Raw genomic sequence first — 22,523 nt, 5'->3', positions numbered from 1 at the left:
GTTCGACATTGACGGGTGGACGATAAGCTTGGCACCGGATTGCAAAAAGTGTCCCGATTGACATTATTCGAAAGAATTGGGACAATCGGCCTCACCCGTTGCTGGAGCTCCCATGACCGATCCTGCCGTTGCCGCTATCGCCTTCGATGGCATCAGCCCGTTTCATCTCTCCGTGCCGTGTCTCGTGTTCGGCGCGGATCGCACGGAGCTCGGCCTGCCGCGCTTCGACTTCCGGGTCTGCGCGATTGAGGACGGGCCGATCCGCACCGATGCCGGGCTGACCATCAGCGTCCCGCACGGGCTTTCCGCGCTCGATGACGCCGACATCGTCATCGTGCCAAGCTGGAAGGATCTCGGGAGCTCGCCTCCAGCCGCATTGATCGACGCGTTGCTTGGCGCGCACGAGCGCGGCGCGCTGATCGTCGGACTGTGCTTGGGAACGTTCGCTGTTGCGGCGACCGGACTGCTTTCGGGGCGGCGAGCGGCGACGCACTGGGCCTACGCGGATCAGCTGCAGGAACTCTATCCCGACATTCTCGTCGAACCGGAAGTGCTCTACATCGACAATGGCGATGTCGTGACATCCGCCGGCGTCGCCGCCGGGCTCGACTGCTGCCTGCACGTCGTACGGGCTCGTTACGGCGCCGAGGCGGCACTTCGCCTTGCCCGGCAGATCGTGCTTTCTCCGCATAGGCAGGGTGGGCAGGCGCAATTCATCGAACGTCCCATCGCCAGGACCGGCAATGCGGACCGCTTTACCCAGGCTCTCGAAACGGTGCGCAAAACCCTGGGTGAGCCGCACAGTCTGGACAGCGTTGCCGGTCTCGCCGGCCTCACCCGCCGGACGTTCACGCGCCGTTTCCAGAAAACGATCGGCACCAGTTTCGGCGACTGGCTGACCGACCAGCGCGTCCAGCTGGCGCAGCGGCTGCTGGAAGCAACGGAAAAATCGATGGACACGGTTGCCTTCGAGGCCGGCTTCGGCAGCGCTACCTCGCTGCGCCAGCATTTCGCAGCGCGCCTCAGAACCTCGCCGGCGCAATACCGGCGCGAATTCTCGAAGAGTGCTCAGGAGGAGCGCGTGGCGCACATGCCGAGGTGAAATTCGGCTCGCGCTCGATTCCAGGGCAATCGCTTCAGTGCCGACGTTGGACTGCCATCTGGCCCGAGTAGGCTATCTTTTCTCTCGAAGCGATTGCCCTGCTCTCGATCCTGTCGTGCTTGAAAGGCTCTGCGTCATCTGTCATATATTAAAGCGACAGATGACGCGAAGAGGGCTCGCCGTGGCGATGGCATTGGAAAAGGCTGCGCCAGCAGCAAAAAACAATGAACTTCAGAAGGTGGCGAAATTGCTAGGCGGCAGCCGCATTCTGGCAAGGCGCCTCAGCAGCGCTTTGGATGCCCACGAGTTGCTTCTGCACGGCCTGCCGGCTTCAGCGCTGGACCATCTTATCGGGCAACTCGTCTTCATCCAGAAGACCGATTCGCTGGAGAAGGCCGTCGGCATGAGCCTGCGCACCTACCAGCGCCGCAAGGATGCTCCGTCCAAGCCTCTCAGTCAGGACCAGAGCGGACGCACCTGGAAGTTCGCGGAGATCCTGTCGAAAGCGACCGACGTGTTCGGTTCGCAGGCGGAGGCAGAGCAATGGCTGGAGCGCCCGGCGATTGGGCTCGACCAGCGTCGTCCAATCGACCTTCTGGCGACGCCGGCGGGGATCGAGCTTGTAGAAGACTATCTGGAACGGCTTGAATATGGCGTTTATGCATGACGCCGCTGCCGGCGGCGCTTGGTGGCTCCGACCTCATCGGATGGCGCCTCGATCGAGCCGCGTTTGCGCCTACATGGGATAGTGGCGAGGGCGCATACAGGGTGGGCGGACGCTGGAACAGCAAGGGCGTGCGCGCCGTCTACTGCTCGATCGATCCGTCGACTGCGATCCTCGAGGTTGCGGTCCATAAGGGCTTCAGGGCGCTCGACACGATAGCGCATGTCATGACGGCAGCGATCGTCAGCGATGTCGCGGATGTGCATATCGTCGACCCCGCCGCCGTGCCCAACCCCAACTGGTTGCGCCCGGGCATTCCGAGCTCCGGGCAACAGGCGTTTGGCGACGATCTTCTGCAACGGCATCGGTTCGTGGTAATTCCGAGCGCGGTATCGCAGCATAGCTGGAACCTGATCTTCGACGCGAGCCTCGCCAGAGGGGCATACGCCATGAAGACCCAGGAGGCGTTTGCGCTCGACACACGGTTGCATCCACCTCCGGCCAAGTGACATAGCCGCCCCCATGTCCATCAGAACGAGGACGTGACCGGCGACAGAAGCACGGTGCTCAGTTGTTGCTGATTACCCGTGCCGGATTGCCGACCACCGTGGTGTTCGCCGCCACGTCGCGCGTCACCACAGCACCGGCGCCGACGATGGCGCCATCGCCGATCCTGACTCCGCCGAGGATGACGGCACTGCCGCCGATCCAGGCATTGTCGCCGATCTCGACCGGCTTGGCGATCTCCAGCCCTGCCCGTCGCCCGGCAGCCTCCTTGTGGTGCTCGGCGCAATAGATCTGCACATTCGGGCCGAGCAGCGTTCCCTTACCGATGCGCACTGGCGCCGTGTCGAGAATGATGCAGCCGGCATTGAGAAAAACGCGGTCGCCGAGAAAGATGTTGAACCCATAAGCGCAGTGGAACTGCGCCTCGATCCGGGCGCCCTCGCCCGCAGCGCCGAGCAGCGTCCGCAATCCAGGCCCGATGTCGCGACGCTGCCGGGGCGGCAGGCTGTTGTGCTCGAACACCGCGTCTCGCGCCGTGATGCGCAACGCCTCCAGTTCCGGATCGAGGCAGCAATACCACTCGCCCGCCGCCATTTTCATGCGTTCGCTTCCGGCCATGGCTGCAACTCCAGTTTCAACTTTGCCAAAGCACAAGTGGTGAAAATACGGAAGCGCCGGCGGCGACACCACCTCTGGTCAAATACCGGACCTATGGTAGCTTGCTCTCTCGGACCTGTCCCAAGCCGGCCATCGAGGGGATCAATCATGCTGTACATTTTTGCACTCCTGATTGGCATCGTTGCCGGGCTTCGCGCCATGACCGCGCCCGCCGCCGTCGCCTGGGGCGCCTGGCTTGGCTGGTTGCCGGTCGCGGACACCTGGGCGAGCTTCATGGGCCACTGGATCGCCGTCGGCATCTTCACCATCCTGGCCATCGCCGAACTGGTCACCGACCAGCTGCCCTCGGCGCCGAGCCGCAAGGTGCCGCAGCAATTCGGCACGCGTATCGTCTTGGGCGCTTTCACCGGCGCGGTGATCGGAGCGACCGGCGGCGCCACCATCGGCGGCCTGATCGCCGGCGCCGTTGGCGCGGTGATCGGCACGCTGGGCGGCGCCGAGGCGCGTAAACGCCTGGCCGCCGCCTTCGGCAAGGACCCGCCCGCCGCCTTCATCGAGGACGCGGTGGCGATCGTCGGCGGGCTTCTGATCGTGGCGGCGGTGGCATGACGGCAAAGACATTCGACGCCATTATCGTCGGTGCCGGGCAGGCCGGCCCACCGCTCGCCGGCAGGCTGAATGCGGCCGGCATGAGCGTGGCGCTGATCGAGCGAAAGCTGGTCGGCGGCACTTGCGTCAACACCGGCTGCACGCCGACCAAAACGATGGTGGCAAGCGCCTATGCCACGCATCTCGCCCGCTCCGCCGCGGATTACGGGGTAACGCTATCCGGTCCCGTCGGCGTAAACTACAAGGCGATCAAGGCGCGCAAGGACAAGGTCTCCAACGACGCCCGCGGCAATCTCGAAGACTGGATTGCCGGCATGGACAAATGCACGCTCTATCGCGGCCATGCGCGCTTCGTAAGCGCCAACACGGTGCGCGTCGGCGACGATCTGCTGAGCGCCGAAAAGATATTCCTCAACACCGGCGGGCGCGCCTCGGTGCCCGACCTGCCCGGCATCGACGGCATTTCTTACCTGACCAATTCCTCGATGATGGATCTCGACGTGCTGCCGCGCCATCTCATTGTTGTCGGCGGCAGCTACGTCTCGCTCGAATTCGCGCAGATGTTCCGCCGCTTCGGTTCCGAAGTTACGGTCATCGAAAAAGGCCCGCGTCTGATCGGTCGCGAGGACGAGGATGTCTCGGACGCCATTTTGTCGATCCTCGAAAACGAAGCCATTGCCGTCCATCTCGGCGCCGACGACATCCGCTTCGCCAGGCGAGGCAACGAAATCGCCGTGACCTTCTCGCCAGGCAAGGCGGCTGCGGTCGGCTCGCATGTGCTGCTGGCGCTCGGCCGCACGCCAAACACCGACGATCTCGGCCTCGACAAAGCCGGCGTCGAGGTCGACAAACGCGGCTTCATCGTCGTCGACGACCAGTTGCGCACCAGCGTGCCCGGCATCTGGGCGATGGGCGACTGCAACGGCAAGGGCGCCTTCACCCACACCTCGTACAACGATTACGAGATCGTCGCCGCCAACCTGCTCGACAACGATCCGCGCAAGGTCAGCGACCGCATCGAGGCCTATGCGCTCTATATCGACCCACCACTCGGCCGCTGCGGCATGACCGAAGCCGCGGTAAGGAAATCCGGCCGCCGCGCCTTGGTCGGCCAGCGGCCAATGACCCGCGTCAGCCGTGCAGTCGAAAAAGGTGAGACGCAAGGCTTCATGAAGATCCTGGTCGATGCCGACACCAAGGAGATCCTCGGCTGTTCGGTGCTCGGCCCGGGCGGCGACGAGGCGGTGCACTGCGTGCTCGACCTGATGTATGCCAAGGCGCCGGTCAGCACGCTGGCGCGCGCCGTGCACATCCACCCGAATGTCTCGGAGCTTCTGCCGACCATCGCCCAGGAACTCAAGCCGCTGGTGTGACGGCCGGGTAGAATCGTGCGCCCATGGCGGCAGCGGCTGGACCAATCGACAGCCCAGCGGCAAAAGGGCATGTGTTCCGCCTCTTCTCCCGGAGGCATCCCATGCAGAAGTCCATCGAACGCGTCGCCGGCGACAGCGAAGGCGTTTCCTACGAATTCCCCGTCTTCCGCTTCGCCGGAACGGACAAGACGGCGCCTTCCGTCTATCTGCAGGCGGCACTTCATGCCGGCGAATTGCCGGGCGTCGTCGCCATCGACACGCTGATGCCGATGCTCAGCAAGGCGGAAGCCGAAGGCCGCATCACCGGCAATATGACCATCGTGCCCTGGGCTAATCCGATCGGCCGCGCGCAATATCTTTACGGCGACCATCAGGGCCGCTTTCATCTGGGCACGCGCACCAATTTCAATCGCGGCTTTCCGCGGCTCGCCGCGCCCGACCTCACGCTGCTGCCGGCGCACGGCACGGTCGACCAGCGGCTGAAAACGCGGCTGCTGCAGCTCTCCATCGGCCACGACATCGTGCTCGACCTGCATTGCGACGATGAGGGCCTCGCCTATCTCTACGTCCACACCAGCCTGTGGCCGGCCATGGCGGATTGTGCAGCGGCCATGGGCGTCGACGCGGTGATGCTGTGGGACGAAGACCCCGACGGCACCTTCGAAGGCGCCTCGATCATGCCGTATCAGAACGTTCCCGCCGACGTCGCGTGCCTCGACCGGCGCGTCGCCACCACCGTCGAATATCGCGGCATACTCGATGTCGACGGCGCCCTCGCCGGCGCCGATGCCGAAGGGCTCTACCGGCTGCTGGTGGCGCGCGACGTAATCCAGGATCAGGCGCTGCCCGCGCCTGGCAGCTTCGTTGGGCTCGTCGCGCCGCTCGAAAACATCGAGATGATGCCGGCGCCCCGCTCGGGCGCGATCCTTTACGACGTAAAGCCGGGCGACCGCGTCACCAAGGGTGCGCGCCTTGCCACCATCGTCCACGCGCCGGGCGAGCCCGACGGCCGCACGGAAGTGTTGGCGCCGCAGGCGGGCCTCATCCTGACGCGGCGTTCCCGCCGCATCATCCGCGCCGGCGAAGACCTCTTGAAGCTGGTCGGCGACGGGACGAGCGCCGATGCAAGGTCGGGAACGCTGGAGGACTGACGCACCCCGCCAGGCTACCCCGAAATCGCCTGTCGCGCCTTGGCCTCCAGCCATTCGGCCATCTGCCGGTACGGCACCGGACCATGGCTCACGCGGGCGACGCCGAGTTCGGCAAGCCTCTGGCGCGGCGGCACATGCGCCAGGGCAATGATGTTGACCGGCAATGCCGTTGCCTCGCAGAGCGCCTCGATCAGGCCTTCATCGGCAAGCCCCGGCGCAAAGAAGCCATGCGCTCCGGCCCTTTCGTAGGCGTGCGCCCGCTCGATCGCCTGATCGAGAAGAGCCTTGTCGTGCGCATTCGGTTTAGTCTTCAGGAAAATGTCGGTTCGGGTGTTAATGAAGGCCGGAATACCCGACGTCTTCACCGCCGCTGCAGCCGCTTCGATCCGCCTCACCTGTATGGCGATGTCGTGCAGCCCACTGCCGCCGACGATCTGATCCTCGAAATTAAAGCCGACGGCTCCAGCCTGCACGGCGAGCGTCACGCTGCGGGCGACAACCTCCGGAGCGACCCCGTAACCCCCCTCGAGGTCCATGGTTACCGGCACATCCACCGCCGCAACGATGCGTTTGATGTTTTCGAGCGCCAGTTCCAACGGGATTTTCTCGCCATCGGCGAATCCGAAAGCGGCCGCGACCGGCCAGCTTCCGGTGGCGATGGCCTTGGCCCCTGCTTTCTCGATGACCTTGGCGGAGCCTGGGTCCCAGGCATTGTAGAGGACAATCGGGTTTCCCTTGACATGGAGGGAATGGAACGTCCGTGCGCGGTCGAACTGCTGGGTCATTTGATGTTTTCCCGTCTTCCTGCTGTTTGATGCAGAGTCTAGGCAGGACTGCCGGTCTTGGCCATGTGCCATGGGTTGCGAAAGCGGCAGCCACCCCACAGACTTTCAAACCTGTTGCGCATACCGCTTTTCGCGGCTATGGATTTCGCCATGAATATGCGTTCGATCAAGACCATTTGGTGGTGGGCTCGCTGACAGCGGCCTGTTCGAACGCGTTCGCGTGACAATAGAGGGTGGCCGCAGCGGAATGTCCGGGCGGCCATTTGTTTTTTCAAGCCATTCCCGGGTCCGTTGCCCCAAAGACGCTGATGGAGACGGCAATGACGACGAAAATTCTGGAGAATGGCGCCGAGCGCTTCGTCACCGCGGGTGGCGTGGCGATTACCCGCCAGCGCCATGACCGGCCTTACGAGGGGGCGATCGACGGCTATGTCGATGGCCTGAATTCGCGCCGCGGCGCCGTGTTTTCCTCGAATTACGAATATCCCGGCCGCTATACGCGCTGGGACACCGCCATCATCGATCCGCCGGTGGTGATCTCGGCACGCGGCCGCGCCATGCGCATCGAGGCGCTGAACCGCCGCGGCGACGTGCTTTTGCCGGTGATCGGCACGGTGCTTGCCGGCCTTGACGATGTCACGATCGCCGAGACGTCCAACAAACTCATCCGCCTCGAGGTCGCCAAGCCCGATCGTATCTTCACTGAAGAGGAACGCAGCCGCGTTCCCTCCGTCTTCACCGTGCTGCGCGCCATCACGGCTTTGTTCAAGACCGAGGAAGACGCCAATCTCGGCCTCTATGGCGCCTTCGGCTACGACCTCGCCTTCCAGTTCGATCCGGTCGACTACAAGCTCGAGCGCAAGCCAAGCCAGCGCGATCTCGTGCTGTTCCTGCCCGACGAGATCCTCGTCGTCGACCACTATTCGACCAAGGCCTGGACCGACCGCTACGACTATTCCGGCGGTGGCTTCTCGACCGAAGGCCTGCCGCGCGACGAAATCGTCGAGCCGTTCAGGACCGCCGACCGCATCCCGCCGCGCGGCGACCACGAGCCCGGCGAATATGCCAAGCTGGTGCGCAAGGCGATGAAGAGCTTCGAGCGCGGCGACCTGTTCGAAGTGGTGCCGGGGCAGATGTTCTACGAACGCTGCGAAACCCAGCCCTCCGAGATTTCCCGCAAGCTGAAGAGCATCAACCCTTCGCCCTATTCCTTCTTCATCAATCTCGGCGAGGGCGAATATCTGATCGGCGCCTCGCCGGAAATGTTCGTGCGCGTCAACGGCCGCCGCGTCGAGACCTGCCCGATCTCCGGTACCATCAAGCGCGGCGACGACGCCATCTCCGACAGCGAGCAGATCCTGAAGCTGCTCAATTCGAAGAAGGACGAATCCGAACTCACCATGTGCTCGGACGTCGACCGCAACGACAAGTCGAGGGTCTGCGAGCCGGGCTCGGTGCGCGTCATCGGCCGCCGCCAGATCGAAATGTACTCCCGCCTGATCCACACCGTCGACCACATCGAGGGGCGGCTGCGCGAAGGCATGGACGCCTTCGACGCCTTTCTGTCGCATGCCTGGGCGGTCACCGTCACTGGCGCGCCGAAATTATGGGCCATGCGCTTCATCGAGCAGAACGAGAAGAGCCCGCGCGCCTGGTATGGCGGGGCGATCGGCATGGTCAATTTCAACGGTGACATGAACACCGGCCTGACGCTTCGCACCATTCGCATCAAGGACGGCATCGCCGAGGTGCGCGCCGGCGCCACGCTGCTCTTCGACAGCATTCCCGAGGAAGAAGAAGCCGAAACCGAACTGAAGGCATCCGCCATGCTCTCCGCCATCCGCGACGCCAAATCAGGCAATGCCGCCAGCACCGAACGCAGCACCGCGCGTGTCGGCGACGGCGTCAACATCCTGCTGGTCGACCACGAGGACAGTTTCGTCCATACGCTCGCCAACTATTTCCGCCAGACCGGCGCCAACGTCTCGACGGTGCGCACGCCGGTGCCGGACGAGATCTTCGACCGGCTGAAGCCAAACCTGGTGGTGCTGTCGCCCGGCCCCGGCACGCCGAAGGACTTCGACTGCGCCGCCACCATCAAGCGGGCCCGTGCGCGCGACCTGCCGATCTTCGGCGTCTGCCTCGGGCTGCAGGCGCTGGCCGAGGCCTATGGCGGCGAGCTGCGCCAACTGCACATCCCGATGCATGGCAAGCCGTCGCGCATCCGCGTGTCGAAGCCGGGCATCATCTTCTCCGGCCTGCCCAAGGAGGTGACGGTCGGCCGCTATCATTCGATCTTTGCCGATCCGGTACGGCTGCCCGATGGTTTTGTCGTCACCGCCGAGACCGAGGACGGCATCATCATGGCCTTCGAGCACCGCAAGGAGCCGATCGCCGCAGTGCAGTTCCACCCGGAATCGATCATGACGCTCGGCCACAATGCCGGCATGCGCATCATCGAGAACATCGTCGCGCACCTGCCGCGCAAGGCCAAGGAAAAGGCCGCTTAGTTCGAGGGCTCAGTGTTGGGATCTTTTCCCCAGTGACCGCGGCGGAAATCAAAGCCGCCGCCAGGCAGAAGGTCGCCAGCCTCGCCTTCTGGTCGATCGTCGTCGCCTGCGTCGTGCTCGGCCTGAAGCTGGTGGCCTGGTACGTCACCGGTTCGGTCGCGCTTTATTCGGACGCGCTGGAATCGATCGTCAACGTCATTGCCTCTGCCGCCGCCTATTGGGCGATCCAGGTCAGCTACAAGCCAGCCGACCAGGACCATCCGTTCGGCCACCACAAGGCCGAGTATTTCTCGGCCGTCCTCGAAGGCGTGCTGATCGTGCTTGCCGCCTTGCTGATCCTCAATGAGGTCTGGTGGTCTTGGCAGCATCCCGCCCTGCTGGAAAAGCCATGGACCGGCCTTGCCGTCAATGGCGTCGCAACGGTCATCAACGCCGTCTGGGCCATGACGCTGATCCGCACCGGCCGAAGCGAAAAATCGCCGGCTCTCGTTGCCGACGGCAGGCACATCATGACCGACGTGGCGACCTCGGTCGGTGTGTTCATCGGCCTGGTCGGCGCCGTACTGACCGGCTGGCAGGTTCTCGATCCGGCTCTTGCGGTGATCGTGGCGCTGAACATCCTGTGGCAGGGCTGGCACGTCATCGGCTCGTCGATGAACGGGCTGATGGACCGCGGCGTCGACACCCAGGAACACATCCGCATACGCGACATCATCTCGGCCAATTGCAAGGGCGCGCTCGAGGTCCACGACCTGAAGACGCGCATCGCCGGCCGCGCCACCTTCATCGAGTTCCACCTGGTCGTCGACGCCGACATGTCGGTCGGCGCCAGCCACGTCATCTGCGACCGCATCGAAGACGCGCTGCAGGCCGAGATCCCTTCCGTGCGGGTCATCATCCATGTCGAACCCGACGACGAAGCGAAACTGCCCAAAGGCACGACGGCCGTGCCGTTCGCGTGAGGCGATAGCGGGACGCCGCCATCCAAAACCTTGAGGTCGGCGGGACAGCACCCCCCTCTGTCCTGCCGGACATCTCCCCCTCAAGGGTGGAGATTGGATGTCGCTTTGGCTTTCGCCAATCTTCAAAGAAGAACGCTGTCGGTGAAGCTGCCGATCTCCCCCTTGAGGGGGAGATGTCCGGCAGGACAGAGAGGGGTGCTGTCTCGCCGGCATCGCGTCTCTGAACTGCTACAGCCCGCAGGCAGCCTGCGGCATCGGCTCCAGCCGGTAGACCTTGTCGTCGGAGCTGGTGTCGCCTTCGGCCGCTTTCGAGCACAGATCGATGATCGGCAGGCCGCTGTTCGGGTTGGCCAGCATCATCGTGCCGTTGGCGCCGCGGCGAAGGAAGACCTCCTGTTGCGCGATATCGCAGGAGGCAGCACCCGTCTTCGCGCTCGCCGCGCAGCGCCATTGGTCGCCCTCGCCCTGGCAGTTGTAGACCTGCGTGACCTTGGCCGATTTCTGCCGCGTGGTAACCGAAACGGCGATATCGGCGCCGCTTGGCCAATTGGCCGGATCGCCCTCCTTGGCGAAAGACGCCAGCTCGACCGGTCCGCGGAACACCCTGATCGACTGGGTCAGCTGGTCGGGATGCGAGCCGAGATGCGCGGCATCGTAGTCGCGTCCGTAGCAGAAGGGCTGGTCCGGCTTCAGCCGCTCGCGCAATGGCGGGCCAAGGGCCGGGTCGATCGGGTCGATGCGCGCGAACTCCGCCTTGCAGGTGGCGGCCGGCATCGGGTCGAGCCTGAAGCCGTTGTCGTCCTTGCCCAGCGCCTGCCTTTCGTATTCCGCCTTGCCGAGCTCGTCTTCCGATCCGGCGTCGAGATAGAGATCGGGCTGCACGTCCGAGACGATCAGCCGGCCTTTGTCGTCGACCTTCAGCGAAGCCATGGTGCGATCGCAGTCCATGCCGCAGCGGATCGGGCCGGTCTTGCCGTCCTCCGACTCATGACTGCACCAGCCGCCGAGCCATTCCGGCGCCTCGGCGCCGCGTACCGTCGTCGCCATGAAGCCATTGTAGGAGGAATCGATGCCGGTGCTTGGCTCCTCGTTTGGTCGGCTGACCGGATCGCGGCCGTAATTGAAGAAGATGCGCGCCACCTTCTGCTGCGGATGCGACTTGAGATGCGCGGCGTCGTAGACGCGGCCGAAGCAAGCGTCCTTGCCGTCGGGGCTGAGCTCGGTGAGTTTGAGCGTGTCGTCGGCGAAAGCAGCACCGGCGACGGCGGCAAGCAAGGCAACCCCAACTCCGGCGCCCATCACGGTCCTTGATATCATGCTGGCTCCCCCTGCCCCGACAAGACGTGGCGTCAACTTATGTTAGGATCGAGGCCGAGGCCACGCAATTTGCGCCGGCCGGATAAATGGGAGATGAAGCCATGCGACGCCGCGATATTTTCCGCGTCGGTCTTGCCGGGGCCGTGGGGCTTTTCGGGCTGCGCCCCACCAAGGCCGCAGCTAGTGAAGTCAAGCCGGCGGCTGCCGAAGAGGAAAGGCAAAAGGTCGCCTATCACCTCAGCGACCTCGACAAGGTCAATTTCGTGCTCGGCAACATCAAGAACCACTTCGAAGGCACCGACGGCAAGGTCGACATCGCGCTTGTCGTGCACGGCCCGGCACTTGCCGCCTTCAAGTCGAAGGGCATATCGGCCGCCATTTCCGGGCGGTTCGCCGGCCTTGTCCAGGATGGGCTCAGCCCGCACGCTTGCGCCAACACCATGCACGGCATGGATATCGGCCTGGCCGACCTGCTCGACGGCTTCCATGCAGCCGACAGGGGCGGCGTCGTCAAGCTCGCCGAATTGCAACGCCAGGGCTATGCCTATCTCAGGCCATAGGGCAATTCCAGGAAAAGTGTGAAACGGTTTTCCGTCCGGAATTGCGTCAAGACAAAGAGGGAGCGGTTCGCCGTTTCCGTGAAACGGTGAACCGCTCTAAACTTTTACGGACTTGAACGCGAGGACTGCGAGGGCCTACGAAGAGCAGGCAGAGTCCCCGGAGGAATAGACGTGCCAGCCACCACCACCCTTGTCAGCCCCTCTCTGGTCATCCCCGACCTTGCCGGAAAGGCGGTGCTGGTCACCGGCGCCTCGACCGGCATCGGCGCGGCGCTCGCACTCGCCTACGCCGCGCAGAAATGCCGCGTCGCGCTGCATTACAATTCGAGCCGCGCGGCTGCCGAAAACCTTGCAGCGACCATTCGCAACGGCGGCGGCGACGTGTTCCTCGCCCAGGGCGATTTCTCGATCCCCGCCGATGTCGAGCGCGTCGTCGAGGACAGTGCGCAACATTTCGGCCGGCTCGACGGCCTCGTCAACAATGCCGGCGGCATGCTCGGCCGCGTGGCCTATGCCGAGCAGACCGAGGCGCATTACGACGCGGTGATGGACCTCAACGCGCGTTCCGTGCTGACAGCTTCGCGCAAGGCAATCCCATGGCTGAAGCGGCAGGGTGGCTTCATCGTCAACACCTCCTCGATCGCCGCGCGCAACGGCGCCGGCGGCGGCGCCGGCCTGTACGGCTCGGCCAAGGCCTTCGTCTCCAACGTCACGCGCGGCATGGCCAAGGAGCTGATCGGTTTCAACATCCGCGTCAACGCGGTGGCGCCCGGCACGATCGCGACACCTTTCCACGAGCGCTACTCGACCGACGACCAGATGAAAGGCATGATCGCCACCATCCCGCAGGGCCGCGCCGGCACCGCCGAGGACTGCGTTGGCGCCTATCTGTTCCTCTCCTCCGATCTGTTGAGCGGCTACATCACCGGCCAGGTGATCGAGGTGAATGGCGGGCAGTTGATGCCGTAGACGGCGAACTGCATACTCCTGGTTGCGTCATCTCAACGGAGCAAAGCGAATGTACGGACTGATCGGCAAGATGCGGGCGATGCGCGGCCAGCGTGACGCAATGATGGATATCCTGCTCGCCAGCACCGGCGCCATGCCCGGCTGCCTGAACTACATCATCGCCACCGACCCGGCCGATGCCGACGCGATCTGGGTGACCGAAGTGTGGACCGACGCCGAAAGCCACAAGGCTTCGCTGCAGCTGCCCGAAGTCCAGGCGGCAATCGCCAAGGCACGGCCGATCATCGCCGGCTTCGAGTTCCAGGTGGAGACGCATCCTGTTGGCGGGTTCGGGTTGGCGGCGGCGAAGGCGGGATAGAGGAGAGGCCGGCGGGACAGCGCCCCCCTCTGGCCTGCCGGCCATCTCCCCCTCAAGTGGGGAGATTGGCAGCTTCGCCGACAGCGCTCTTTTTTGGAGATTGGCGAAGGCCGACGTGACATCCAATCTCCCCACTTGAGGGGGAGATGTCCGGCAGGACAGAGGGGGGCGCGAAGGATCGCTGCGGATGGTTGGTGCCATTACCACCCAAGCCCTTTTCCGCGCAAAAAGGGTTCGCATTTTTTCGCGACCGGTCTAAGAGCCCATCTATGGATTCTTCCCCGAACCCGCCGGCCATCGAGCACCTGGCGCGGATCCACAAGGCTTGGCAGTGGCCGGTCCTGGTGGTGGTCTCGGTGCTGTTTGCCGGCGCGCTGGAACTCGCCGCCCTGCCCGCCGCGCTCTTGATCGGACCGATGCTGGCGGCCATCGCTGCCGGCACCAACGGCGCCACGGTGCGCGTGCCGCGGGTTCTGTTCGGCTCAGCCCAGGCGGTCGTCGGCTGCCTGGTCGCCAGTTCCATCTCGGCCGATATCTTTCCCGTCTTCTACAAGGAATGGCCGCTGTTCCTTGGCGTCGTGATGGCGACGGTCGCGGCATCCAGCCTGCTCGGCTGGCTGATCAGCCGCTGGCGCATCCTGCCCGGCACCACCGCGGTCTGGGGCTCGTCGCCGGGCGCCGCCACCGCCATGGTGCTGATGGCCGGTGCCTTCGGCGCCGACCAGCGCCTCGTCGCCTTCATGCTTTATCTGCGCGTCATCTGCGTCTCGATGACGGCAGCCCTGGTGGCCAAGCTTTGGGTCGACACCTCAGGCATCGAGGTGCCGGCCATCGTCTGGTTCCCACCGGTCGACCCGCAAGGCTTGGCCGCAACATTCGGCGTGGCGCTGGTCGGCGGCCTCGCCGGAAAGCTTTTCCGGCTGCCGTCGCCGTTTTTCCTCGGCACCTTCATTTTCGGCACCGTGATCCATCTCGGACTCGGCGTGACCATGCAGTTGCCACCCTGGCTGCTTGCCTTGAGCTATACGATGGTCGGCTGGAGCATCGGCCTGAATTTCACCAGGGCCATTTTGCGCCACGCGGCCCGCGCGCTGCCGCAGATCGTCGGCTCGATCATTGCCCTGATCGTCTTTTGCGGCGGCCTAGCCTTCCTGATCAGCCGCCTGCTCGGCATCGATCCGCTGACCGCCTATCTGGCGACCAGCCCCGGCGGCATGGACAGCGTCGCCATCATCGCCGCCGCCGCGCAGCATGTCGACATATCCTTCGTCATGGCGCTGCAATCGGCACGCTTCCTGATCGTGCTTCTGGTCGGCCCAAGCGTGGCGCGGCTGGTGGCGAGAAGCCTCAAACCATAGCAGCTTGCCTCTCCCTGATTCGCAGCCGGTTTTCCTGAAACCGGTCGCACTTTGCTGTCGCCGACCGTATCGGGCCAGCACCCGCACGAGCTCAAAAAATAACTTGACTCAAATACTCAGATTTGAGAGCCCCTTCCGTCAATGTACGGGAAGAGTGGAGACGAGTTGATGCGGAAACGGACGATGACATGGCTCCTGGGGTTATCATTGCCGGGCAGCATGGCCCTGCTCGACCTGTCCGGGCCGGCTCACGCCCAGGACCAGGGCGGCGTCACCGTTCTCAACAAGATCGAGGTCGATGCCGAGAGCGACGAGATCCTCGTGCAAGACGGCTACGTCGCCAAGAAGGACCGCATCGGCACCAAGACCGACACGCCGATGGTCAAGATTCCGCAAGCCGTTTCGGTTGTGACGCAAAAGCAGATCGAGGACCAGAAGCCACGCACGCTGAACGAATCGCTCGGCTATGTCGCAAGTGCCAATCCGAACAGCTTCGGCTTCGACACCCGCTACGATGCCTTCTTCCTGCGCGGCTTCCAGGCCTTTTACAACGGCATGTTCCGCGACGGGCTGCGCCAGTACAACGGCCCCTCGGCCTGGTTCAAGACCGAGCCCTACGGCATCGAAGGCGTCACCATCCTGAAGGGTCCGGCCTCCTCGCTTTACGGCATCAGCGGTCCGGGCGGCATCGTCAATCTGGTCACCAAGCGCCCCAAGGAAGAACAGTTCCGCGAGGTCGAAATGCTGCTCGGCGAGCACAATCGCTTCCAGGCCGCACTCGACGCTTCCGGCCCGGTGAACGAAGACGGCAGCATTCTCTATCGCTTCACCAGCCTCGGCCGCACCAGCGACACCGACCTGGTCGGTTATCCCGACGACAAGATCTATCTGGCGCCGGCAGTCACCTTCAAGCCGGATGAGGACACCAAGCTGACCATCCTCGGCGAATATTCGAAATCCGTCACCGGCGGCACCGCTGCCTTCTACAATTCGGGCGGCGCTCTGACGGACCTTTATGAGGGCGATCCCGCCTGGAACGACTTCGACCAGACCCAGGGCCGTATCGGTTACGAGTTCGAGCACCGTTTCAACGACGTGCTGACCGTCCGGCAGAACCTTCGCTACAGCGCCGTCGACAGCGACATCGAGTACAGCGGCCATTACCCGGACGGCCCGGATCTGAAACGCTACTGGGGCCACTACACCGAGACCATGAAGAACTTCGTCGTCGACAACATGGCGCAGTTCGAATTCGATACCGGCCAGGTCAGGCACACCGCGGTAGCCGGCATCGACTACGCCTGGTCTAATTATGACGCCGGCAGCGGTATCTCCTATGTCTCCGTCGACGACATCAAGGCTGCTCCGGTTCCTTACTATGACGGGCAGGAGATGAACCAGCTCGGCGCCTATCTGCATGACCAGATGGAGTGGAACGATTTCACCCTGTTCGCCAGCGGTCGCTACGACTGGGCCGACACCACCTCGACCGCCGCCGACTTCACCAAGTCCAAGCAGGACGACAGTGCCCTTTCCGGCCGGCTCGGCCTGTCTTACCAGACCGAATGGGGCATCACGCCCTATATCAACTATTCGACGTCGTTCTCGCCCAATATCGGCTTCGTCTATGACGATGTCAGCAGCCCTGTCGGTCGCGTCGCCCGTCCGACGATTGCGACGCAGAAGGAAATCGGCGTCAAATACGAGTTTGCCGATTACAACGCCGCCGTCAGCGCCGCTCTGTTCGACATCGACCAGAAGGACGGCGTCGTCTTCGACGCCTCGACCGGCATCAACAAGCAGCGCCAGCTCGACCTGAACTCGCGCGGCGTCGAACTGGAAGCCAGCGCCTCGCTCGACAACGGCCTCAGCATACTCGCCTCTTACACCTATCTGCGCGTGAAAATCGAACGCGGCGCCACGGGAACCGCAGGCAAGGAACTGTCGGCAACGCCAAATCACATCCTGTCGCTCTGGAGCCAATACCAGTTCGAGAGCGGGACGCTGCGGGGGCTCGGGCTAGGCAGCGGCGTTCGCGTTGCCGGCTCGAGCTATGGCGACGACACCAACACCTTCAAGAACGACGCGCGCGCCTTCGTCGACGCCTCGCTCTCCTATGATTTCGGCTACCGCAACCCCAAGCTCGAGGGCGTGAAGCTGCAGGTCAACGCCAAGAACCTGTTCGACACTCAAAAATCCATCTGCTCGGCCGGCTATTGCTACCGCGACGAGGGCCGCTCGCTGTTCGCTAGCCTGCGCTACCGCTTCTGATGTCGATCGCCGTTTCCAGCCGGGCATCGACGCCTGTCGCGATCGTCCTGGCGATCGGCGGGCTCTACGTCGCGCAGAGTGTGATCGGCGGCATCACCTGGGCGGGCCTGCCGGCGGTGATGCGCGACCAGGGCCTGCCGCTCGACCGGATCGGCCTGGTTTCGCTGATCGCGCTGCCATGGGCGCTCAAGTTTCTATGGGCGCCGGCCGTCGAGCGCTATCGGCTGCCGCCGGTCGGCAAGAACCGCACCGGCGCGATCGTCGCCGCCGGTGGGCTCGTGTCCATCGCCGGGCTGTGGGCCGTCGGCGCGCTCGGCCCGGAGGCCTGGTGGCCGGTTCTGGCCTGCCTGACCGTCGTCGCCTTCGCCGCCTCGACCGTCGACATTGCCTGCGATGGTTTCGCCGTGCAGAGCCTGGCGAAGGAAAACTACGGCTGGGGCAATGCCGCGCAGGTCGGCGGCGCCTATCTCGGCTCGGCCATCGGCGCCGGCCTGTTTCTGCTTCTGGTCGACGCTTATGGCTGGCGCATCGCCGTTTGGGCGATGGCCTTGCTGCTCCTGCCGCTCGGCCTTCCCTTCCTGCTCGGCGTGGCCAACCGCGCGCGCGAGGAGACGCGCGAGCATGTTCCCAGCCTCCTCGACGCGTTGAAGCGTCCCGAAATTCGGCGCGGCCTGGCAGCGTCGGCCATCTATGTCCTGGCCCAGAAGGCGGCGCTCGCCATGCTCGGACCATTCCTGATCGACGCCGGGCTCGACCTCTCGATGGTCGGGCTTGTCAACGGCGTCGGCAGCATGTTCGTCGGCCTGGCTGCCGCACTCGCCGGCGGCGCTCTCGTCAAATGGTTCGGCCCGCGCAACGTGCTCGTCCTGGCGCTTTTCCTGCAGGCCGGATCGCTGTTCTTCTTTTCGGTCTTCGATTTTCTTGGTGGCTTCTCGACCACCGCTTTGATGGCCGTCGCGGTGCTCAGCTCGTCCGGCTTCATGGCTCTCGGTTTCGTCGCGCTTTACGCGCAGTTCATGCGCTGGTCAGATCCAAGACAGGCGGGCGTCGACTTCACGCTGTTCCAGTGCATGGACGCACTGATGAGCATGGCCGGCGGGATCGCGGCCGGCTACGCGGCGAAGTATTTCGGCTATGGCGCGTTCTTCGCAGGCGCCGGCCTCGTCGCGCTGCTGGCGGTGCCGGCGATTGCCTTCGTATCCGACCGCCGCTGACCGCGGAGCATCGTCGCGCACTATTCTTCGCCGCCGTCCGCCGCTTGCGTCCCGCGGCGCCAGTAGGCGGTGACCAGGTGCCGGTCGCGCGGCACACCCCATTCCTTGCGGACGATCCTGCGGATCTCGCGGAAATCACCGAACTCGCATCCGGCCCAGACATAGAGATTGTCGATAAGGGCGGTGCGGTTCCGCTGCTGCAGCACCCCCGGTAACAGCCTGGCTGTGCCGGCCTCGCGCCCATGCCGATAGAGCCAGGTGACGGCAACGGTCTCGCCCGCGGCCAGCGCGATCCGGTCGTCCGGGCCGTCGACCTCGATGAACGCTTCGGCGCGGGCTGACGGCGAAAGCTGCTCCAGAATCCTGCCGATCGCCGGAAGCGCGGTGTCGTCGCCGAGCAGCAGCAGGTTTTGCGCCTCGGGCACGCCACCTCCGCCCGGTCCGATCATGCCGATGATCTCGCCGGCAACTGCCTTTTCGGCGAAAGCGGCCGCCGGCGTATCCATACCGGGGTGGAGGACGAAATCGACATCCAGCCAGCCGCTTGCGGCGTCCAGTGCCCGGATCGTGTAGACCCGCACGACGAGCGCGTCCTCGCCCGACGGCCAGACCATCAGGCCGTCGGCGCCCATCGACGGCCACACAGGCAGCCTGCCGCGCGGCGGCAGCAGCAGCCGCACATGCAGGCCGCCACGGCCAAAGCGGCCGAGATCGTTGCCGGTGAAGCGGACGCGCTGCATATGCGGAGAAATCCGCGTCGAGGACAGCACCGTGATCTCGCGGAAGAACACCGGCGTACCGGCGTCGCTGCCGTCGCCCTGCCAGGCGATGCCCCTGGTCGTGCCGAGATGTTGCGAAAAATGGCCCGCGACCGCCATCTTCATGTAGGACAGGCAGGTCTGATCCTCGGCCGCGACGCTAATCAGCACGCTGTCGTCACCGAGCGTCGCCTTCAACGAACCGTAATGCGTGCGAAATTCCCAATGATCGGCAAGGCCGGTAGCGATCTCGGATTCGCCGTGCTCGGCGCGCAGCCTGTCCATCACCGACCGGATGGCGGCACCGCTGATCCGGGTTTGCGCACGCAATTGCTCCATCGCTCAGCCTTTCGATGCCGTTTGAATTCGAGATCGCCCTAGACGTCGGCGCCTTTGCGGCATGCCACAGCCGGCCTGGCGTTTCCACTAAAAGATGATAAAGAGAGTCATGTTTTTGCATCAAGCCAATGAGTCCCGCGCGAGCAACGGCGGCCGTGTCGGCGAGGTGGCCTAAAGGGCCTTCAAAATATCCTTCAGCTGATCACCAGGCTTGAGATGCGGTCGCCGTCCAGGGTGAACGCCATGTCGCCCTCGCCGTCGAAGCCGTTGCCTGTGACGGCAATGCGGACGTGATAGGTCTCGCCCGCCGGTTCGATACGAATGATGCTAAGTTTGGACTGCACGCCGATATTGTCCGACTGGTTCCAGCGCGCAATCTGCTCGCGGCCCTTGAACGACCGGCCCCAGTCGCTCAGGAAGGCATCGGGCGTGAACGTCTCGAGGAAAGCTTTGGTGTCGCCGGCGTTGGTAGCTTCGACAAAGCGGCGGATGGCATCGGGCGTGGTCATTTCCTTCCTCCAGGTGGCCTAATCCAGCCGGTGCATCAGATCGTCGTCCAGCCAGCGGGCGAAGAAATAGACCAGTTGCTTGTGCCACCACGGCCATTCATGGGCGACATCGCCGCCCCAGTAGTCGACCCAGGCCGGAATCGACTTGTCACGCAGGATCTGTTCCAGCGCCTGCGTATCGGCCAGCATCCGTTCCTCCCAGGCACCCTGCCCGCAGCAGAAGATCAGCCGCAGCGCCTTCAGCCGGCCAAGCAGCCCCGGATCGACGATACCCGGCAGGTAGTCGAGCGGCGAGTTGAAGAAAATCTGTCCGTCGAGCGCGCTGCCGAAGAAATCGTGGGTCGAATAAACCCCCGACAGCGCGATGACGCCGCTGGCCAGTTCCGGAAAGCGGAAGACGAAATTCGACGAATGATAGCCGCCCATCGAGCAGCCGCAAAACAGCGGCTTCAGCGTACGCCCGCCATTGGCCTCGGCCGCGACAGACAGGAGTTCCGGCAGCGCCTCTTCGCGCACATAGCGGAAATACGCTTCATGCCGGGCGATGCGATGGGCCGGCTCGGCATGGCGGTCGAAGAAGGATTCCGCATCGATGCCGTCCAGCGTGAACAACTGGATGCGACCGGTGTCGACGAACTCGGCGAGAGCCGAGACGGCGCCGGAATCCTCGAACTGGTAGAACCGCCCTTGCGAAGTCGGGAACACAACCACGGGTCGGCCGGCATGGCCGTAGCGCTTGTATTCCATGTCGCGGCCGAGGTTGCAGCCAAAACCCTTGTGGTAGGAAACGTCCATCGCCTCACGCCTTTTCCGCATGGATGTAGTCGACCGCCCGGCGCAGCGCCTTCGGGTCGGTGGAGCGCAGCTGATAGGCGTAGTTTCCCATGGCGCGGCTGAAAACCTCCTCGATGGCGTGATGATGGACGATCATGTCGCCATGGGCGGCCAGCACGTCGGCATGGCTGTGCACATAGTTGAGATGCCGCTTGCGGCTGGCATAGGCGGTGAAATACTTGCCCTTGTAAGGGCCGCCGGCGGCGTCCTTGACCACCATGTCGGCCCATGCGGCATAGACATCGATATCGAAGGTGTAATTGATGGCATCGGTCATCCAGGCGCCAGGCGGCCGCATGTTGACCTCCAGCGCGATGACCCTGTCGTCCCTGGTTTCGAACAGCTCGATGTGGAAGAAGCGCTCGCGCACGTCGAACGCCTTGAGGATTTTCCTGCCGGCCTCCTCGACCGCCCGGCTGATCTCGGGAAAACAGACATAGCTCATATGGCGGTCGCGGTTGACCACCTCCATGACGCTCTGGTCGTAGCGGTGGCTGGCGGCCAGCACCACCTCGCCGTCACGGTTGACCAGCCCGTCATAGGTCACCACCAGTCCTTCGATGAATTGCTCCATGACGAAGCTGACGCCTTCCGGCTTGTCCCTGAAGAACCTGTCGAGTTCGCCGGCGTTGGAGATTTTGAAAGTGTTCGAGGCGCCGGAGCCGGAATCCGGCTTCACCACCACGGGATAGCCGACACGGCGGATGAAGGTCATGGCGCCGGCGCGGTCGGAGCACTTGCGTTGCGGGATGGTTTCGACGCCGCTCTTGCGGAAGAACGCCCGCATGCGGCTCTTGCGTTTCAAATTCTTCACGAAGTCGAGCTTGGTGCCGAAGATGTTGAAGTCGGTGCGGATATTGGCTTCCAGCTCCAGCCAATGCTCGTTGAGCGATTCGAACCGGTCGATGCGGCCCCATTTGTGGATGAAATGGCCGATCGCCCGGAACACCGGCTCGTACTCCTCCATGTCGTCGATGCGGTAATATTCCGAAAGGGCTGCCTTCAATTTGCCGTCCAGCGCATCGAACGGCGCGTCGCCAATGCCGAGCACGGTGGCGCCGGCCTTCTTCAGCCGGTCGCAGAAATCGGCGCCATTGGCCGGAAAATGCGGCGAGAAGAACACGAAGTTCATGGACGATCCCTCCCGGCGGCGAGCCATCGTACCCCCGCCGACAATCGACTCTGGCGCATTTGCCGGGCTCGGGGAAGAGCAACTGGATCAGGTGAGCGGCTGGGTCCGCGAAAGGTGACGCCAAAACCGTGAAATAAAAAACCCGCCTCGACGGCGGGTCCTCGGCGCCAATCAGCACCATACCCAAATTAGTAGCATAGCTGCCGGCACAAAGCAAGAACAAAGTTGCTATAATCAGCAAAAATCGCTTTCATGTCGGCGCCGCGCCTTCATTGCAGCTTGGGTTCCTCGCCCCACGAAAATGGGGAGAGGTGGCTCGGCGAAGCCGAGACGGAGAGGGGACTGCGCCCTACGAAGGCCCTCTCTCCGGCCGCGGAGCCTGTCCTCGGGCTTGCCGAAGGCAAGACCCGTGGGCGGCCACCTCTCCCCCGTTTCGCGACGGCGAGGAACCCAGGTCTTGAGGCTGGATCGGCAGCTTCTGCGACAGCGAGGCTCCCACTTGCCTCGCTTTGCCCGCTCCTGTATGAAAACCGCCATGAGCCCGCGCGCCACCTCTTTTGCGTCCCGTCCGACCGGCATTGCCGGCCAGACCGTTCGCGCGCTTGCCTCCACCCTGCTGCTTC

The 22,523-nt window shown here is 64.0% G+C and carries 21 protein-coding genes; 14 read left to right on the top strand and 7 right to left on the bottom strand.

What is annotated here, in order from left to right; all coding sequences use genetic code 11:
- Window positions 1–112 precede the first annotated feature (112 nt).
- The 3 genes from NKI18_RS04400 to NKI18_RS04390 all read left to right on the top strand — a co-directional run bounded on the left by NKI18_RS04400 (window position 113) and on the right by NKI18_RS04390 (window position 2,275).
- Window positions 113–1,102, top strand: a complete 990-nt coding sequence (locus NKI18_RS04400; protein ID WP_352456444.1) for a helix-turn-helix domain-containing protein — start codon at window positions 113–115, stop codon at window positions 1,100–1,102.
- 187 nt (window positions 1,103–1,289) lie between these two features.
- Window positions 1,290–1,769 carry a type II RES/Xre toxin-antitoxin system antitoxin gene (parS, locus tag NKI18_RS04395; protein ID WP_352638288.1) on the top strand — a complete coding sequence of 160 codons (480 nt, stop codon included), beginning with the start codon at window positions 1,290–1,292 and terminating at the stop codon, window positions 1,767–1,769.
- Window positions 1,766–2,275: an RES family NAD+ phosphorylase gene (locus NKI18_RS04390; RefSeq protein ID WP_352456443.1), complete on the top strand. Its 510-nt coding sequence runs from the start codon at window positions 1,766–1,768 to the stop codon at window positions 2,273–2,275. Before parS ends, NKI18_RS04390 begins: the two co-directional genes overlap by 4 nt.
- Before the next feature lie 58 nt (window positions 2,276–2,333).
- Here NKI18_RS04390 and NKI18_RS04385 read toward each other — a convergent pair whose 3' ends face one another.
- Window positions 2,334–2,891: a sugar O-acetyltransferase gene (locus tag NKI18_RS04385; protein WP_352456442.1), complete on the bottom strand. Its 558-nt coding sequence runs from the start codon at window positions 2,889–2,891 to the stop codon at window positions 2,334–2,336.
- Window positions 2,892–3,038: 147 nt separating this feature from the next.
- Between NKI18_RS04385 and NKI18_RS04380 the strand changes: the two genes are divergently transcribed.
- The 3 genes from NKI18_RS04380 (at window position 3,039) to NKI18_RS04370 (ending at window position 6,024) form a co-directional block, all read left to right on the top strand.
- Window positions 3,039–3,500 carry a DUF4126 domain-containing protein gene (locus NKI18_RS04380; protein WP_352456441.1) on the top strand — a complete coding sequence of 154 codons (462 nt, stop codon included), beginning with the start codon at window positions 3,039–3,041 and terminating at the stop codon, window positions 3,498–3,500.
- Window positions 3,497–4,873, top strand: a complete 1,377-nt coding sequence (locus NKI18_RS04375) for an FAD-containing oxidoreductase (protein WP_352615505.1) — start codon at window positions 3,497–3,499, stop codon at window positions 4,871–4,873. The genes NKI18_RS04380 and NKI18_RS04375 overlap by 4 nt, the downstream gene beginning before the upstream one ends.
- A gap of 101 nt (window positions 4,874–4,974) precedes the next feature.
- Window positions 4,975–6,024 (top strand): M14 family metallopeptidase, encoded by a 1,050-nt coding sequence (locus tag NKI18_RS04370; protein ID WP_352615503.1) that lies wholly within the window; start codon window positions 4,975–4,977, stop codon window positions 6,022–6,024.
- Window positions 6,025–6,038: 14 nt separating this feature from the next.
- On the opposite strand, the gene NKI18_RS04365 is transcribed toward NKI18_RS04370, so the two are convergent.
- The gene (locus tag NKI18_RS04365; RefSeq protein ID WP_352615501.1) at window positions 6,039–6,809 is read right to left on the bottom strand and encodes an isocitrate lyase/PEP mutase family protein; all 771 of its coding nucleotides are present in this window, start codon (window positions 6,807–6,809) and stop codon (window positions 6,039–6,041) included.
- A gap of 320 nt (window positions 6,810–7,129) precedes the next feature.
- On the opposite strand from NKI18_RS04365, the gene NKI18_RS04360 reads away from it, so the two are divergent.
- Together NKI18_RS04360 and NKI18_RS04355 are read left to right on the top strand one after the other, a co-directional pair.
- Complete coding sequence (locus NKI18_RS04360; RefSeq protein ID WP_352615499.1) at window positions 7,130–9,319, top strand: anthranilate synthase; 2,190 nt, start codon at window positions 7,130–7,132, stop codon at window positions 9,317–9,319.
- Between the two features lie 32 nt (window positions 9,320–9,351).
- Entirely contained in the window at window positions 9,352–10,281 is a 930-nt protein-coding gene (locus NKI18_RS04355) for a cation diffusion facilitator family transporter (RefSeq protein ID WP_502900651.1), read from the top strand.
- Between the two features lie 228 nt (window positions 10,282–10,509).
- Here the strand turns inward: NKI18_RS04355 and NKI18_RS04350 are convergent, their stop codons facing one another.
- Window positions 10,510–11,598, bottom strand: a complete 1,089-nt coding sequence (locus tag NKI18_RS04350; protein WP_353018920.1) for a hypothetical protein — start codon at window positions 11,596–11,598, stop codon at window positions 10,510–10,512.
- Window positions 11,599–11,699: 101 nt separating this feature from the next.
- Here NKI18_RS04350 and NKI18_RS04345 point away from each other — a divergent pair, with 101 nt between their 5' ends.
- The 6 genes from NKI18_RS04345 to NKI18_RS04320 all read left to right on the top strand — a co-directional run bounded on the left by NKI18_RS04345 (window position 11,700) and on the right by NKI18_RS04320 (window position 18,328).
- A complete protein-coding gene (locus tag NKI18_RS04345; protein ID WP_352615495.1) occupies window positions 11,700–12,158 on the top strand; it encodes a DsrE family protein in 459 nt (152 codons plus the stop codon).
- Window positions 12,159–12,329: 171 nt separating this feature from the next.
- Window positions 12,330–13,127, top strand: a complete 798-nt coding sequence (locus tag NKI18_RS04340; RefSeq protein WP_352450552.1) for an SDR family NAD(P)-dependent oxidoreductase — start codon at window positions 12,330–12,332, stop codon at window positions 13,125–13,127.
- Between the two features lie 49 nt (window positions 13,128–13,176).
- On the top strand, window positions 13,177–13,485 hold the full coding sequence (locus NKI18_RS04335; protein WP_023679530.1) for a putative quinol monooxygenase: 309 nt from the start codon (window positions 13,177–13,179) through the stop codon (window positions 13,483–13,485).
- A gap of 269 nt (window positions 13,486–13,754) precedes the next feature.
- A complete protein-coding gene (locus NKI18_RS04330; RefSeq protein WP_352615493.1) occupies window positions 13,755–14,843 on the top strand; it encodes an AbrB family transcriptional regulator in 1,089 nt (362 codons plus the stop codon).
- 183 nt (window positions 14,844–15,026) lie between these two features.
- Window positions 15,027–17,114 (top strand): TonB-dependent siderophore receptor, encoded by a 2,088-nt coding sequence (locus tag NKI18_RS04325; RefSeq protein ID WP_352615491.1) that lies wholly within the window; start codon window positions 15,027–15,029, stop codon window positions 17,112–17,114.
- Entirely contained in the window at window positions 17,114–18,328 is a 1,215-nt protein-coding gene (locus tag NKI18_RS04320) for an MFS transporter (protein ID WP_352615490.1), read from the top strand. The genes NKI18_RS04325 and NKI18_RS04320 overlap by 1 nt, the downstream gene beginning before the upstream one ends.
- Before the next feature lie 20 nt (window positions 18,329–18,348).
- On the opposite strand, the gene NKI18_RS04315 is transcribed toward NKI18_RS04320, so the two are convergent.
- From NKI18_RS04315 to NKI18_RS04300, 4 genes are all read right to left on the bottom strand, one after another.
- Complete coding sequence (locus tag NKI18_RS04315; RefSeq protein WP_352456431.1) at window positions 18,349–19,425, bottom strand: siderophore-interacting protein; 1,077 nt, start codon at window positions 19,423–19,425, stop codon at window positions 18,349–18,351.
- A gap of 194 nt (window positions 19,426–19,619) precedes the next feature.
- The gene (locus tag NKI18_RS04310) at window positions 19,620–19,934 is read right to left on the bottom strand and encodes a nuclear transport factor 2 family protein (RefSeq protein ID WP_352456430.1); all 315 of its coding nucleotides are present in this window, start codon (window positions 19,932–19,934) and stop codon (window positions 19,620–19,622) included.
- An 18-nt stretch (window positions 19,935–19,952) separates the two neighbouring features.
- Entirely contained in the window at window positions 19,953–20,729 is a 777-nt protein-coding gene (locus NKI18_RS04305; protein WP_352456429.1) for an esterase family protein, read from the bottom strand.
- Between the two features lie 4 nt (window positions 20,730–20,733).
- Window positions 20,734–21,900 (bottom strand): ATP-grasp domain-containing protein, encoded by a 1,167-nt coding sequence (locus NKI18_RS04300; RefSeq protein WP_352456428.1) that lies wholly within the window; start codon window positions 21,898–21,900, stop codon window positions 20,734–20,736.
- Window positions 21,901–22,523 lie beyond the last annotated feature (623 nt).

Source organism: Mesorhizobium sp. M0800 (assembly GCF_040320095.1).
Taxonomy (GTDB): domain Bacteria; phylum Pseudomonadota; class Alphaproteobacteria; order Rhizobiales; family Rhizobiaceae; genus Mesorhizobium.
Note: the sequence above shows the minus strand (reverse complement) of the source record. Positions and strands in the feature narration are given on the sequence as shown.

What these genes read in the sequence shown, in the direction of transcription:
- NKI18_RS04365 (WP_352615501.1), bottom strand. Translation starts at nt 6,809, where the DNA reads ATGACCCAGCAGTTCGACCGCGCACGGACGTTCCATTCCCTCCATGTC.
- NKI18_RS04320 (WP_352615490.1), top strand. Translation starts at nt 17,114, where the DNA reads ATGTCGATCGCCGTTTCCAGCCGGGCATCGACGCCTGTCGCGATCGTC.
- NKI18_RS04335 (WP_023679530.1), top strand. Translation starts at nt 13,177, where the DNA reads ATGTACGGACTGATCGGCAAGATGCGGGCGATGCGCGGCCAGCGTGAC.
- NKI18_RS04305 (WP_352456429.1), bottom strand. Translation starts at nt 20,729, where the DNA reads ATGGACGTTTCCTACCACAAGGGTTTTGGCTGCAACCTCGGCCGCGAC.
- NKI18_RS04370 (WP_352615503.1), top strand. Translation starts at nt 4,975, where the DNA reads ATGCAGAAGTCCATCGAACGCGTCGCCGGCGACAGCGAAGGCGTTTCC.
- NKI18_RS04400 (WP_352456444.1), top strand. Translation starts at nt 113, where the DNA reads ATGACCGATCCTGCCGTTGCCGCTATCGCCTTCGATGGCATCAGCCCG.
- NKI18_RS04345 (WP_352615495.1), top strand. Translation starts at nt 11,700, where the DNA reads ATGCGACGCCGCGATATTTTCCGCGTCGGTCTTGCCGGGGCCGTGGGG.
- NKI18_RS04300 (WP_352456428.1), bottom strand. Translation starts at nt 21,900, where the DNA reads ATGAACTTCGTGTTCTTCTCGCCGCATTTTCCGGCCAATGGCGCCGAT.
- parS (WP_352638288.1), top strand. Translation starts at nt 1,290, where the DNA reads ATGGCATTGGAAAAGGCTGCGCCAGCAGCAAAAAACAATGAACTTCAG.
- NKI18_RS04350 (WP_353018920.1), bottom strand. Translation starts at nt 11,598, where the DNA reads ATGATATCAAGGACCGTGATGGGCGCCGGAGTTGGGGTTGCCTTGCTT.
- NKI18_RS04375 (WP_352615505.1), top strand. Translation starts at nt 3,497, where the DNA reads ATGACGGCAAAGACATTCGACGCCATTATCGTCGGTGCCGGGCAGGCC.
- NKI18_RS04325 (WP_352615491.1), top strand. Translation starts at nt 15,027, where the DNA reads ATGACATGGCTCCTGGGGTTATCATTGCCGGGCAGCATGGCCCTGCTC.
- NKI18_RS04315 (WP_352456431.1), bottom strand. Translation starts at nt 19,425, where the DNA reads ATGGAGCAATTGCGTGCGCAAACCCGGATCAGCGGTGCCGCCATCCGG.
- NKI18_RS04385 (WP_352456442.1), bottom strand. Translation starts at nt 2,891, where the DNA reads ATGGCCGGAAGCGAACGCATGAAAATGGCGGCGGGCGAGTGGTATTGC.
- NKI18_RS04360 (WP_352615499.1), top strand. Translation starts at nt 7,130, where the DNA reads ATGACGACGAAAATTCTGGAGAATGGCGCCGAGCGCTTCGTCACCGCG.
- NKI18_RS04310 (WP_352456430.1), bottom strand. Translation starts at nt 19,934, where the DNA reads ATGACCACGCCCGATGCCATCCGCCGCTTTGTCGAAGCTACCAACGCC.
- NKI18_RS04390 (WP_352456443.1), top strand. Translation starts at nt 1,766, where the DNA reads ATGACGCCGCTGCCGGCGGCGCTTGGTGGCTCCGACCTCATCGGATGG.
- NKI18_RS04330 (WP_352615493.1), top strand. Translation starts at nt 13,755, where the DNA reads ATGGATTCTTCCCCGAACCCGCCGGCCATCGAGCACCTGGCGCGGATC.
- NKI18_RS04380 (WP_352456441.1), top strand. Translation starts at nt 3,039, where the DNA reads ATGCTGTACATTTTTGCACTCCTGATTGGCATCGTTGCCGGGCTTCGC.